The 13,849-nt window shown below is 38.9% G+C and carries 10 protein-coding genes; 5 read left to right on the top strand and 5 right to left on the bottom strand.

All coding sequences use genetic code 11. The annotated features are described in order from the left end of the window. Positions 1–15 precede the first annotated feature (15 nt). A complete protein-coding gene (locus O0931_RS18975; protein WP_269417065.1) occupies positions 16–423 on the top strand; it encodes a DoxX family protein in 408 nt (135 codons plus the stop codon). Continuing rightward, on the top strand, positions 420–1,025 hold the full coding sequence (locus O0931_RS18970) for a dihydrofolate reductase family protein (RefSeq protein ID WP_269417064.1): 606 nt from the start codon (positions 420–422) through the stop codon (positions 1,023–1,025). Before O0931_RS18975 ends, O0931_RS18970 begins: the two co-directional genes overlap by 4 nt. Positions 1,026–1,033: 8 nt before the next feature. Here the strand turns inward: O0931_RS18970 and O0931_RS18965 are convergent, their stop codons facing one another. From O0931_RS18965 to O0931_RS18950, 4 genes are all read right to left on the bottom strand, one after another. Further along, positions 1,034–1,273, bottom strand: a complete 240-nt coding sequence (locus tag O0931_RS18965) for a hypothetical protein (protein ID WP_269417063.1) — start codon at positions 1,271–1,273, stop codon at positions 1,034–1,036. 326 nt (positions 1,274–1,599) lie between these two features. Beyond that, positions 1,600–2,919, bottom strand: a complete 1,320-nt coding sequence (locus O0931_RS18960; RefSeq protein ID WP_269417062.1) for an OmpA family protein — start codon at positions 2,917–2,919, stop codon at positions 1,600–1,602. A 96-nt stretch (positions 2,920–3,015) separates the two neighbouring features. Beyond that, positions 3,016–4,737: a gamma-glutamyltransferase gene (ggt, locus tag O0931_RS18955; protein ID WP_428982699.1), complete on the bottom strand. Its 1,722-nt coding sequence runs from the start codon at positions 4,735–4,737 to the stop codon at positions 3,016–3,018. Beyond that, a complete protein-coding gene (locus O0931_RS18950; protein ID WP_269417061.1) occupies positions 4,709–6,484 on the bottom strand; it encodes an AMP-dependent synthetase/ligase in 1,776 nt (591 codons plus the stop codon). The genes ggt and O0931_RS18950 overlap by 29 nt, the downstream gene beginning before the upstream one ends. Before the next feature lie 255 nt (positions 6,485–6,739). On the opposite strand from O0931_RS18950, the gene O0931_RS18945 reads away from it, so the two are divergent. Continuing rightward, a complete protein-coding gene (locus O0931_RS18945; protein ID WP_269417060.1) occupies positions 6,740–7,207 on the top strand; it encodes a hypothetical protein in 468 nt (155 codons plus the stop codon). Between the two features lie 91 nt (positions 7,208–7,298). On the opposite strand, the gene O0931_RS18940 is transcribed toward O0931_RS18945, so the two are convergent. Further along, positions 7,299–9,167: a M61 family metallopeptidase gene (locus tag O0931_RS18940; RefSeq protein WP_269417059.1), complete on the bottom strand. Its 1,869-nt coding sequence runs from the start codon at positions 9,165–9,167 to the stop codon at positions 7,299–7,301. Between the two features lie 464 nt (positions 9,168–9,631). Between O0931_RS18940 and O0931_RS18935 the strand changes: the two genes are divergently transcribed. Both O0931_RS18935 and O0931_RS18930 read left to right on the top strand, forming a co-directional pair. Next, positions 9,632–10,738 (top strand): efflux RND transporter periplasmic adaptor subunit, encoded by a 1,107-nt coding sequence (locus O0931_RS18935; RefSeq protein ID WP_269417058.1) that lies wholly within the window; start codon positions 9,632–9,634, stop codon positions 10,736–10,738. Next, positions 10,735–13,845 (top strand): efflux RND transporter permease subunit, encoded by a 3,111-nt coding sequence (locus tag O0931_RS18930; RefSeq protein WP_269417057.1) that lies wholly within the window; start codon positions 10,735–10,737, stop codon positions 13,843–13,845. The genes O0931_RS18935 and O0931_RS18930 overlap by 4 nt, the downstream gene beginning before the upstream one ends. Positions 13,846–13,849: the final 4 nt, after the last annotated feature.

Raw genomic sequence — 13,849 nt, 5'->3', positions numbered from 1 at the left:
ACTTAAAAATAAAGCATGGAAACATTAATTACAACTCAGCAAAAAAAAACCAGCGTTACGAAACCAGCATTGTGGACAGGCCGTATAATAAGCAGCATTTGTATTGCTTTCTTACTATTTGATGCCGTAGGCAAAATTATCCGGGAAGCGCATACAATTAGTGCGTGTATGACACTTGGCATTCCCGAGAACACCATTACAGGTATTGGCATAACATTATTTTTGTGTACAATTTTATATTTAATTCCAAAAACATCAGTTATTGGTGCTATCTCACTTACCGGATACCTTGGCGGCGCTGTTGCCATAATGAACCGTGCAGGCCAGCCTGTTTACTTTGCACTTGCTTTTGGCGTACTTATTTGGTTAGGATTATACCTGCGAAACCAAGCTGTTCGTAAGCTATTTGCACTTGAGCAATGAGAAAGCTGGTTGCCTATTTAAATATCACCAATAATGGTTTCGTTGCAGCCAGCGACGGAAACCTTGACTGGCACCTGCGCTATTGGAATAGCGACCTTCTTGAACATTTAATTGATAGGCTGGCTCGCACAGACACTATCTTACTTGGCAAAAACACTTACGTGGCATTTTCAGCTTATTGGCCAGTGTTGACCAGTAAGCTGAATGTTTCAAAAGAAGATTTACTGCTCGCTGAAATTTTAAATGCAGCTAAGAAAGTTGTAAAATCAAATACGTTATCCGAAAATAACTGGTTTAATACTTCTTTTCTTTATGGCGATTTGCAGGAAGAAATCTTAAAATTAAAAAACAGTGAAGGTGAAGAAATTATAATTCTGGGGAGTAGTAGCCTGGTTTCCGGACTTAACAGGCTTGATTTAATTGACTGTTATGATTTCTTAATTCATCCCGTGGCCATTGAGAGTGGGATAACCATTTTTAATCCGCAAGATAAGCTGGAAAATTTTGAAATGTCAGGCTTCAAACAACTATCCGTCGGACTTATTAACGCAAACCTTACCCGTAAAGCTACTAGCTGGTCGAAAGATATCAAAAACTTTTAAACGGTAAATTAATCTATAAAATCACCTATTTTTAAGACCAAATCATCGATGATATTATATTTCAGATTTATCCAGTTTTTCTTTGTCGGTAAATCTTTTAGGATCAGTTTAATTTTTGGTGTCTGTAATTGCGGAGAACTTCTTAAAACATCTAAAATATTTTCAATATTTTTTGGCTCATAAGTTTTAAGTGTTTCTATCCGCATTACAAGATCCTGTAATGCCTGCAAATAGATCTGATTCTTCATAACAGCTAAGGTTTAAACAAAAATACACATCAAATCAATTCGCTTAACCGTAAAAATACCCTATTTGAAAGAAATATTTGATAATTATCATCTATTTTAGGTTAAATAGTCCTACAGATTAGGCGTATTTGGTTTCAACACAACCACATTTTTTATTCAAAGATGTTAAATAGCATATAAGTTTAGGTGCCTGCTACTAATATAGTTATTGCTTTTTGTGACAGTCGCCTTGCTATAAAATAATAACATCAAAAACACAATAAGAACTTAACCAAAAAAAGCCCCCGATTAAAATCGGAGGCTTTCAACTAATATTTTATAATTAACTAGTATAATGTGAACTCTACACGACGGTTTTTCTGACGACCGGCAGCAGTTTTATTTGTTGCAATCGGTTGAGCTTCACCATAACCTGTCGCTTCAATACGCGAAGCATTCGCGCCCTGAGAAACTAAGTAAGCTTTTACTGATTCCGCTCTGGCTTTAGATAAACGTAAGTTTAAAGCATCAGAACCTGTATTGTCCGTATGGCCAGCTAATTTTAAGCTAAAGTTTTTCTGAACCAATAGTGCCGCAACTCTGTTTAGAGAAGCAAAAGATTTAGAACGAATAGTTGCTTTATTTAAATCGAATTCAAGATTTTTAATAGCCTCTGCAACAACTTTACGATCTTCTTCAGTAACAACTACTTTCTCTACTACTTTTTCAGGCGTTTTTAAAGGACAACCAGCACCATCTACTACAGTAGCTGAAGGTGTACCAGGGCATTTATCTAATTTATCTGCAACACCATCGCCATCTGTATCTGTTAACAAGCTGTTTAAATCAGAACGTAATCTTGCATTTTCAGCTTTCTGTGCATCTAAATCACCTTTTAATGCATTTGCCGCATTTTTAGCAGCTAAAGCTTCATCATAAGTTGCCGCAACCGGATTGTGGAAAGCCAATTGTTTTCCTTTGCCTATCGCAAATTCTAAACCTGCATAGGCATAGTTATATTTATCATTAGACCCTCTGTAGTAACCGTCAAGGTTGTCTCCGTCAACATAAGTGATGGTCCAGCCTAAGTCAAAATTAACACCATCAGAGATTTTGAATTTAGCACCTAAACCAACAGGAATGATTAATTCACTAATGGTTTTATCACCTGCATATAATGATGTACCTGCAGCAGTGGTAATTGTTGGTTTGTAACCTGCTAAACCAGCACCTACCGAAGTATACAATTGCAACACATTTTCTTTTTTAAACATATCGATGTTAAATAAATTAACAACGGCGTTTAAGGTTCCGGAGTATTGTAATTCTGTATCAAAAGCTCTTACAGGAGAATTGTTTACAAGACCGCTTTCATAGGCTTCTGCATTATCCCCTTTTAATTTACCTCTAACACCGTCTAAACGTAAAGAGAAGTATGGGGTAAATTGTTTTTTAATGTAAAGACCATAACCTAAAGACGATTTATTATTACTAAAATCGTTTTTACCGCCTAATGGAGAAAGTGGTGTTAAAACACCGGCGTTAACTCCGATTGACCAGGTTCTGAATGGAGTTGCTGTTGAAGCAGGTTCCTGAGCCATTGCAGCAGTACCTGCGAATAATCCGGCAAGTATTACCGGAAGTGATTTAAATAAATTTGATTTCATATTTTTTAAGTTTAACGTTAATAAGCGTTGCCACTTTATTACAACTGTCATACCAAAAAGAGTTTTTCGAAAAAATATTTTTAAACTTACTAACAATTAATAACCAACTGCCTTATCATCGCCACGTGGATCGGCCCCACCCTGGTAGGCTCCCCACTTCGTTTTCAAAATCGCATCAACCCTCCCTATTGCACCACGAGCCTGAATTTTGTATCCTTTTGCCTTTAATTTCGCTGTTGTTAAACTATCCAAAGCATCCTTTTCTACATATACTTCATCGGGCAACCATTGATGATGGAATTTTTTAGCGGCAACAGCAGATTGCATAGGCATTTCAAAATCGATAACATTTATAATGGTTTGAAAAACAGACGTTATAATCGTAGAGCCTCCGGGTGTACCGACAACCATAAATAGTTTCCCATCTTTTTCTAAGATGCTTGGCGTCATAGAACTGAGCATCCGCTTATTTGGTGCAATGGCATTTGCTTCTCCGCCAACCAGGCCATACATGTTAGGCGCCCCCGGTTTAACAGAAAAATCGTCCATTTCATTATTCAAGAGAAATCCGCCCCCCTTAACCACAACTAACGACCCATAAGATCCATTCAATGTAGTTGTTATCGAAACTGCATTACCTTCCTTATCTACGATAGAAAAGTGTGTGGTTTCTTCATGTTCTTTCCCTTTTACATTTCCGGCTAAAACAGCACTGCTTGGCGTTGCGGCATCCCAGGTAAAACTGGCCATGCGTTGCTTATTGTATTGTCTGTCTAAAAGTTCATTTTTTGGAACAGCGTAAAAATCCGGATCGCCTAAATGGGTTGCCCTATCTGCATAAACCCGCCTTTCTGCTTCTACAATAACCTGAACGGTAGAATCTTTATTATAGCCCCACTTCTTGAGCGGATATGGTTCTACGCTTTGCAGCAATTGCACTAAAGCAATACCTCCACTTGAAGTTGGTGGCATCGTAATAATTTTATAACCCCGATAGGTTCCTGTTATGGGCTTACGCCATGCAGCATGATAATTTTGTAAATCAGTTTTGGTAATTAACCCTTTTCCTTTTTGCATTTCAGCAACAATAGAATCCGCAACAGCGCCCTCATAAAAACCGGCCCTGCCTTTTTCCTGAACCAATTTTAAAGTATTGGCCAATTCTTTCTGAACCAGTAAATCGTTTTCTTTCCAGGTACTTTCCAAATTGATAAAAGCCGTTCCATCCGGATTAAATTTCATTAAATCGCGGTGCAAACCATTTAATTCAGAAGCCTGCCTTTTAGTTATCCTGAACCCATTTTGAGATAAATCGACAGCAGGCTGAACAACTTCAGCCCAACTTAATTTACCATATTTTTTATGTGCTTCAACCATTCCGTCAACCGAACCCGGAACGCCAGCAGCCAAATGCCCATACAAGCTTTTATTTACTATCGGATTACCAACAGAATCTAGATACATATCTCTGCTTGCGGATGCAGCCGCTTTCTCCCTGAAATCTAAAGCATTTATTTCTCCCTTTGCTGAACGGTAAACCATAAAACCACCGCCGCCAAGGTTACCTGCATTCGGGTATACGACCGCCAGTGCAAACTGTACAGCTACCGCAGCATCAACCGCATTACCGCCCTTTTTTAAAATTGCTATACCAACTTCCGAAGCTTCGGGATGTGCGGAAACCACCATCCCGTTTTTATATTCGCCACTATTATTTTTACCAAGCTGGCCACTCACACAGCCAGACATTAAGACTACAGCTATTAAAAAATAGCCTAAAAAAGAAACACTAGTTTGGTGCTTTGTAATCTTCTGCATCTTTATATATTTTTTCAATTATACTGTTATTTTTTTCGGTAATAACCTTTCTTTTCAAACTTAATTTTGGGGTAAGTTCGCCACCATCGATACTCCATTCTTTTGGTAAAAGGGCAAACCTTTTAACTTGTTCCCACTTACCAAAACCTGTGCCTGCCGCCTCAACTACCTCATTATATTTAGCTAAAACCTGTTCGTTCTTAATTATTTCCTCATTCGTCGTAAACGCAATACCTTTTCTGCCAGCCCAGGTTTTCAGGGTTTCAAAATTAGGTACAATTAGGGCTGAAGGAAACTTTTTGTTTTCACCTAAAACCATTATTTGCTCTATAAAAATAGATTCTTTGTATTTATTTTCGAGCATTTGGGGCGCAATATATTTTCCACCGGCAGTTTTAAACATTTCCTTCTTACGATCGGTAATTCTCAAAAACCGGTTATCAACCAATTCACCAATATCACCGGTATGGAACCAGCCATCTTTATCAATGGCTTCATCTGTTAAATCCGGGCGATTGTAGTAGCCTTTCATCACCTGGTGTCCGCGGGTTAAAACTTCACCGTCTTGCGCGATTTTAACTTCAACACCTTTTATCACTTCTCCAACAGAGCCAAACATGGTTCCGCCAAAATGATTTACCGTAATTACAGGAGAAGTTTCTGTTAAACCATAACCTTCAAAAACAGGCATACCTGCCGCCCAGAAAATTCTGGCCAATCTGGGGTTCAATGCTGCACCACCCGAAACAATGACAATAATTTCTCCACCCAAAGCTTCCTGCCATTTTTTAAAGACCAGTTTGCGGGCAATGCCTAACTTAAATTTATACCATGCACCTGCCTCTATTGTATATTGTTCGGCCAAAGCAACCGACCAAAAAAAGATCCCCTTTTTAAAACCGGTTAAAGCTTTGCCTTTTTCCATGATTTTATCGTAAACCTTTTCCAGCAAGCGGGGAACCGTAGAAAATGCATTAGGCTTTACCTGCTGAATATCCGCAACAATTGTTTCCATACTTTCTGCATAATAAACTGCCGTACGGTTAAACAAATACAGATAGATAATCATACGTTCGAAAATGTGAGACAGTGGCAGAAAGCTTAATCCTTTTTTAACCCCTTCCGGCATAACCACCGCTGAGTTTTCGAAGTTGGCAACCAGGTTCTGATGTGTTAACATTACTCCTTTAGGCGTTCCGGTTGTACCCGACGTATATATTAAAGTTAAAATATCTTCGGGTCCTATTTTTTCACGATATTCATCAAGATTGATTTCAGTACTTTTTTTCCCATCCTCAATTAATGATGTCCAGTTTTCGGCACCTTCAACATCATTAAAAGTATATATTTTTATATCCGGATTAACGGCTTCAGCATTTGGCTTTATCTTTTTATACAACTCCTCATCAGCCACAAATACAACTGAAACTTCAGCATCTTTTAATATAAACTGAATATCATGGTCGGCAAGTGTTGGGTAAAGCGGAATCTGATAGGCACCAATTTGATTGGCCGCAAAATCTGCAATGTTCCATTCCGGCCGGTTATGAGACATAACCGCAACGCGGCCTGCTTTATTGATGCCTTGTTTAACCAAACCACGACTTAAATTATCGACGGCTTCACAAAACGCTTCCGTACTGTAATTTAGCCACTTACCTTTAATTTTACCATTGATAAATTCTTGCTGAGGTTGCTCAAGGCTATATTTTAAAAGATCGAAAACCCGTGTAATTGCTGCAGCCATATAATTATTAATATTTGGTTAAGTTAAAAAATCAAACATAAAGATGTAACACCTCTACATTTTTTATCGAAAATTTTACCCGGTATAAATACCGGATTTGAATCCGTATAAAATATTTAGAATAAACTTAGCAATTAGAAAATTACTATGCAAGCATTGTTTTTATACATTTGAATTTTTACCTGAAAAACATAAACGGCATTAAAGTTGTTAGGCTGATTAATAATTAAAAAACATTAATTAAATATTTAGATTATGAAAAAATTACTTTTTACTATTTTTGGATGCGCAGCCTTATTTGCTTTAAGTACAACTGAAGTTAAAGCACAAAATTATAAAACAGGCGTTGGTTTAGGACTTGATTTCGGCGATGGCGCAACACTTGTTGGTCCATCTTTAAGACACCATTTCAGCAGAAAAGGCGCTGTACAAGCGGAAGTTTTATTTGGTGGAAATTCGACAATTATCCAAGGTTTTCTTCAATACAATACACCAATTAAAGGTGCTACAGGCTTAGATTTTTATGCTGGTGGTGGTCCTTCAATTCAGTTGTATGATGGTGGTTCAAGTTTCTATCTGGTACCAATGGCTGGTTTAGATTACAAGTTTAACGGGGCACCCTTAGCAATTGCTTTAGACTGGAGACCAAGACTTTATATCGGAAGTAATGATAGTGATTTCAATGCCGGAAGGTTTGGCCTGGGCTTTAGATATACTTTTTAGGCTAAAAGCGTAAAACGAAACGCAAAGCTTAAATAAAAAATCCTGTTCGAAATTCGAACAGGATTTTTTGCTTTATAAATTTTAATATTTATTAAATACCCATCCATTTTTTAAGCACGGTTTTCTGTGCTGCGGTGGCATTTTCATCGATTGTAGCTTTCAAGCGAACACTTGGGTTTGCTTTTAGGGTCAAGGCGATTTCTTTATCAATTCCATCGCGTTTCACTTTTAGTTTTAAAACATCGCCGATTTTCTTGCCGGCAACAACAGGTAAAGATTCTAATGAAACCTGGGGCGCACGAAGTCTCAATGTGCTGATTGCATCGCTTACGGTTACATCATCAAGCGAAACAATTACATCATTTACATTTAAACCTGCGTCCCATGCAGCGGAACCCCTTGTTGTAGACGTTATCGCCAATCCATCGTTGGTTAACTGTGCTGCTGCACCTGTAACCGGTTTATCGGGCGTCGCGTTTTCCGTTGATACCTTCACACCTGCATATCCAAAATATTTTACATATTCGGCATCATCAACACCATTTACATATTTAGTCCAAAAGTTAGTAAAACTAATTCCTGATATTTTTTCGACCATTGCTTTAAATTCGGCGTCTGTATAACCACGTTTTAAAGTTTTGCACTGCAAGTACATGGCTTTCATCACATCATCTAAACTTTTAGCACCCTTTGTTGCATTGATGATTTCCAAATCCATTAAAATACCAATAACTTCTCCTTTGTTATAATAAGATATGGAATTGTTTTTCGAGTTTTCGTTAGGACGGTAACCAATAATCCAGGCATCGTAACTGGAGGCGGCGGCCGACTGCACTTTTGCGCCTGGTGTGTTTAAAACAGTGGCAATTCCACCTGCCAATCCGTTAACAAAACCATTTGGATCATCAAAGCCTGCTCTTAAAATATATTTATTTTCATAATAAGAAGTAAAGCCTTCTGCTACCCAAAGGTTGGTTGTATAGTTTTCATTATCATAATCAAACGGGCCCAAAGCAACAGGACGCAAACGTTTAACATTCCAAAGGTGGTGATATTCGTGAGCCACCAGACTTAAGAAACCTTTATACCCTTTTTCGGTTTTATATGCATCTCTTGTAGCACCTAAGGTTGTAGAATTTAAATGTTCTAAACCGCCGCCGCCACGGGCGTAATTGTGTACAATAAATAAATAGTATTTATTCGGATTTTCGCCATAAACTGCAGTTTCCTGTTCTACAATTTTAGCCATGTCAACTTTTAATCTTTCCTTATCATAGTTGCCGCCACCATACATGGCAACTTCGTGGCGAACACCGGCGGCCATAAATTCAAAGATATCCTGGTTACCAACTTCAATCGGGCTGTCGTACAGCCAATCGAAATCCGGCGCAGTATAGGTGAATTGTTGTCCTGTTACAGGTGTTAAACCCGTAGAAACTTTACTCCAGGATTTAAATGGGATAATTTTTACCGTACTTGGCGATTTTATCATGCCTGCGGGATGCATAAAAATTCCGGTTGGCGATAAAAATGCGTGCGATTCATCGATAAAGGCCGTACGAACAGAAATTTCGAAGGCATAAACACGATAATTTATTTTGATGTCCTTTGCCTTAGCTGAATAAACCCTCCAGCTATTTTTTCTGACTTTTTCTACTTTTAATGTTTTGCCGGAAGCTGAAGCGGTAAATCCTTCAACACTTTTTTCAAATTCGCGAACCAGGTAAGAACCTGGCGTCCATACTGGCATTTTAACATCTACATAATCTTTAACCAGACCTGAAATGTTCATCTGCACTTCTGCATAATGTGCCTGAGGTTCTTTAAAGGAAACCTCGAAACCTATTTTTACCTGCGCCTTCGCTGCCATAATAAATGTTAGTAATGCAACTAAACTTAAAATCGATTTTTTAATAAACATATAAGTGTGTTTTGCCACAAATTTATAGTTTCTGGCCATCCTTCAAAATTTAAATGCGAATTGAACGATAAATTTTACTCAACAGGAATTATCGAATTGGTTTTTGACCGTTGGAGCTCCGATAATTCCGTCGTTGGATGACGATTTTTGGAAATCCGTTCTTAATCAAACCCCGCTCTCGAACCCTTTCTCCCCAAGGATAAAGGTGCCTGCAGACGGATAGAGGCTAACCTTTTGTTCGACTCTTGTTCGACTCTCCTTCGGGAAATCGGCCTTTAAACCCCACTTTCAGCAACGTTTCCCGAACAAGTCCCGAAGAAACCCCCTTAAAAGCATTATCATTTAAAACTGGTATCGGTAAAATGTATACAGGCTTCGGCTCACTAACTACTAACCTAATTTAGTAACATCCTTAATACAACAAATTTATGATTAAACTAATTGAATATTTTTACAAGCTTTTTTAGAATATTGATGTTTCTAAAGAAACCTACACATTACAAATGAAGAAAAGATATATTATTTACATTGTTTTAGCTTTAGGGCTTGCTTACCTGATTTATTACCGAATTAATGCAAACAAAAAACTGGAAGGCAAAGGAGGTGCATCTGCCGGGCAGGGAAAAGATGGTAAAGGTGGAAAAGATGGAAAATCTGCGCCGGCAATAGCGGTTGATGGTATAGTGGTAAAATTAGCCCAATTTGATACGGATTTGGAAATTACCGGAGCAATTGAGGCAAATGAATCCGTTGTGCTGAAAAGTGAAGTTTCGGGCCTGGTAACGGGCATTTATTTTAAAGAAGGGTCGAATGTTTCTAAGGGCAGTGTTTTGGTTAAGGTTAACGACAGGGATATCCAGGCGCAATTGCAGGATGCATTAACCAAACAAAAGCTATCGGGCACAAACGAGAACAGGGCAAAACAGTTGCTGGCTAAAGGCGCAATCAGTCAGGAAGAATATGATACCGCACTTGCAGATTTAAAGTCGTTTCAATCGCAAACCAATTTAATCAGGGCGCAGCTGGCCAAAACAACCATACGTGCCCCATTCAGTGGTAAAATTGGCCTGCGTAATATTTCAGCAGGAACCTATTTAACCCCTGCAACGGTTATTGCAAACCTGGTTAGTACAAATCCCGTTAAAATTACTTTTTCAGTTCCGGAAAAATATGCGGGGCAGATTAAAATTGGTTCCGAAGTTTCATTTACAACCGATGGCTCATCTAAACAAAATACAGGTAAAGTTTATGCAATAGAACCAGGCATTAATGCGACAACAAGAACCTTACAATTACGAGCACTGGCGCCAAATGCTGATAATGCTTTGCTACCAGGTTCTTTCGCAAAAATTAAACTGGCACTTAATACCCTGCAAGATGCCATTCTGATTCCAAATGAAGCGGTAATCCCGGTGCTGAAAGGAAAAATCGTTTATGTGCAAAAAGACGGGAAAGCACAGGAGGTTAAGGTAGAAGCGGGTACCCGTACGGATGAAAACATTGTGATTACCTCCGGATTAAAAGCCGGAGATACCGTTTTAACAACAGGTTCAATGGCTTTAAAAAAAGATGCGCCTGTTAAGGTTCATCTGGTTAAACAATCATTATGAGTATCTCCACCACGAGCATAAAAAGGCCGGTTCTTGCCATCGTTATGAACCTGCTGATTGTCCTTTTCGGGATAATTGGCTATAACTTCTTGGGTGTACGTGAATATCCGTCCATCGACCCTACGGTTGTTTCTGTAAGAACTTCCTACCCCGGCGCTAACTCCGATATTATTGAATCGCAGATTACAGAGCCGCTGGAAAAATCCATTAACTCAATTGATGGGATTAGAAATATTTCATCATCAAGTAACCAGGGAACGAGTAACATCACCATAGAGTTTAACCTGGATAAAAATATTGAGGAAGCCACAAATGATGTTCGCGATAAAGTTTCGCAGGCAGCAAGAACGCTACCGAGGGATATTGACGGATTACCGATTGTAAGTAAAGCAGATGCAAATTCGGATGCGATTTTATCTATGACCATTCAGAGTGATAAAAAAAACACCCTGGAACTTAGTGATTTTGCTGAAAATGTTATCGCAGACAGGATTCAAACCATTCCTGGTGTAAGTAGTGTTCAGATTCAGGGGCAACGGAAATACGCCATGCGCATCTGGATGGATCCGAATAAACTGAGTGCTTATGGCTTAACTGCCCAGGATATTGTAACCGCACTGGATAATGAAAACGTAGAGTTGCCATCTGGTAAAATTACAGGCGCTACAACAGAATTAACCGTTAAAACTTTAGGAAAATTAACCGATGAAACACAGTTTAATAACCTTATCCTAAAAACAGATAGCAACCAGGTTGTTAAACTGAAAGATGTTGGTTATGCCGTTTTAGGACCTGAAAATGAAGAAACCATTTTACGGGAATCGGGCAAACCAATGGTTGCCGTGGCCATTATTCCTCAACCCGGCGCCAATTATTTAGACATCAGCAAAGAATTTTATAAACGCTTTGATAAGCTAAAGGCAGATATTCCGCAGGATATAAAATTAAAAGTAGCTTTAGATACAACGCTTTTTATTAAACGTTCCGTTACCGAAGTAGCTGAAACCATTGGTCTCTCGCTGGTTTTGGTTATCCTGATTATTTACCTCTTTTTCAGGGACTGGGCAATTGCTTTCCGGCCGCTGATCGATATACCGGTATCCTTAATCTTCACTTTCTTTATTATGTACGCTTTTGGTTTCTCCATTAACGTACTGAGCTTACTCGCCATTGTGCTTGCAACCGGTTTGGTGGTTGATGATGGTATCGTAGTAACAGAAAACATTTTTAAAAAGGTAGAAGAAGGCATGTCGCCGTTTGAGGCTGCGATTAAAGGTTCGAATGAGATTTTCTTTGCTGTAATTTCAATTTCAATCACGCTGGCAGCCGTATTTCTTCCGGTAATCTTTTTACAGGGATTTGTAGGTCGCCTGTTCAGGGAATTTGGCGTTGTAATTGGCGCTGCAGTATTGGTTTCGGCATTTGTATCCCTAACCTTAACACCAATGCTTAATGCCTATTTAATGAAAAAGGGCGGGCATAAACCCTCCAGATTTTACAACTGGACCGAACCATATTTTGTTAAACTAAATGATTCGTACGAATCGAACCTGAATAAATTTCTTGATAAAAGATGGCTGTCTGTTCCGATTATTCTGGTTTGTATGGGGATGATTTTCTTGTTTTGGAAAATATTACCAAAGGAAACAGCCCCTTATGATGATAGAAGTGCCATTAACATAAATGTAACCACACCCGAAGGTTCTTCATTTACTTACACAGATAAGTTCATCATGAAGATTAACCAGATGGTCATTGATTCGGTACCTGAAAAGAATGTAAACATTACCATCACATCTCCCGGATTTGGTGGTGCCGGTTCAACAAACTCAGGTTTTGTTAGGATGGGCTTGGTAAATCCGGAAGACCGGGAACGCTCTCAGAAAGAAATTGCCGATATGCTGACTAAAATCACCAAAAGATACAGTGAGGGTAAAACCATTGTGAACCAGCAACCAACAATTTCTGTGGGCCGCCGGGGCGGATTGCCAATTAGCTATATCATTCAGGCACAAAATTTTGAGAAACTTCGTGAAAAGGTTCCTCTTTTTATGGACGCAGTAAGTAAAGACCCAACATTTACAGTTTCCGACGTAAATTTAAAATTCAATAAGCCGGAGATCAATTTAACTATCGATAGAGATAAGGCAAAAAACCTGGGTGTTTCAATTTCTGCGATTGCACAGACTTTAAACCTGGGGTTAAGTGGCCAGCGTTTCTCCTACTTTTTCATGAATGGAAAACAATACCAGGTTATCGGGCAGTTTGACAGAACAGACAGAAAAGACCCTTTAGATTTAAGTTCCGTTTACGTTCGAAGCGATAACGGCACGTTGGTTCAGCTTGACAATGTGGTTACCGCTAAAGAAGAAAGCAGCCCGCCACAATTGTATCGCAATAACCGTTTTATATCTGCAACGGTTTCGGCAGGTTTGGCTCCGGGAAAAAGTATAGGCGAAGGAATCGATGCGATGGACCAAATAGCCGCTAAAGTTTTAGATGAAAGCTTTTCGACCGATTTAAGCGGTGAATCACGGGATTTCAAGGAAAGCTCTTCGAATACCTTTTTCGCCTTCGGATTAGCCTTGTTATTGGTTTATTTAATTCTATCGGCACAATTTGAAAGTTTCAAAGACCCGGTAATTATCATCTTAACCGTACCAATGGCTGTTGCAGGCGCATTTTTATCGTTATGGTTATGTGGCCAGAGCTGGAATATTTTTAGCCAGATTGGTACAATTATGTTAATTGGCCTGGTAACTAAAAACGGAATCTTAATTGTGGAATTTGCCAACCAGCTTAAAGAAAAAGGCACCCCCATTCCCGAAGCCATTCGTGAGGCTGCTGTATCACGCTTACGCCCGATTTTAATGACAAGTTTAGCCATCGCCATCGGCGCATTGCCAATAGCCTTAGCTTTAGGTGCAGCTGCAAAAAGCAGAATGAGTATGGGAACCGTTATCGTTGGCGGAACAATGTTCTCTTTAATTTTAACGTTGTTTGTTATTCCCGCGATTTACTCTTACTGGGCAAAACCATACAAACCAAATAAAGATTTAAAAGAAGCAGAACGCTTTGAACATGAAGCTTTGGAAGGCGCAAAATAAAAAA

The organism is Pedobacter rhodius, from assembly GCF_027213645.1.
In the GTDB taxonomy this organism is placed as follows: Bacteria; Bacteroidota; Bacteroidia; order Sphingobacteriales; family Sphingobacteriaceae; genus Pedobacter; species Pedobacter rhodius.
Note: the sequence above shows the minus strand (reverse complement) of the source record. Positions and strands in the feature narration are given on the sequence as shown.

Coding starts and splice junctions, on each gene's coding strand:
- O0931_RS18975 (WP_269417065.1), top strand. CDS start 16: ATGGAAACATTAATTACAACTCAGCAAAAAAAAACCAGCGTTACGAAA.
- O0931_RS18970 (WP_269417064.1), top strand. CDS start 420: ATGAGAAAGCTGGTTGCCTATTTAAATATCACCAATAATGGTTTCGTT.
- O0931_RS18965 (WP_269417063.1), bottom strand. CDS start 1,273: ATGAAGAATCAGATCTATTTGCAGGCATTACAGGATCTTGTAATGCGG.
- O0931_RS18960 (WP_269417062.1), bottom strand. CDS start 2,919: ATGAAATCAAATTTATTTAAATCACTTCCGGTAATACTTGCCGGATTA.
- ggt (WP_428982699.1), bottom strand. CDS start 4,737: ATGCAGAAGATTACAAAGCACCAAACTAGTGTTTCTTTTTTAGGCTAT.
- O0931_RS18950 (WP_269417061.1), bottom strand. CDS start 6,484: ATGGCTGCAGCAATTACACGGGTTTTCGATCTTTTAAAATATAGCCTT.
- O0931_RS18945 (WP_269417060.1), top strand. CDS start 6,740: ATGAAAAAATTACTTTTTACTATTTTTGGATGCGCAGCCTTATTTGCT.
- O0931_RS18940 (WP_269417059.1), bottom strand. CDS start 9,167: ATGGCCAGAAACTATAAATTTGTGGCAAAACACACTTATATGTTTATT.
- O0931_RS18935 (WP_269417058.1), top strand. CDS start 9,632: ATGAAGAAAAGATATATTATTTACATTGTTTTAGCTTTAGGGCTTGCT.
- O0931_RS18930 (WP_269417057.1), top strand. CDS start 10,735: ATGAGTATCTCCACCACGAGCATAAAAAGGCCGGTTCTTGCCATCGTT.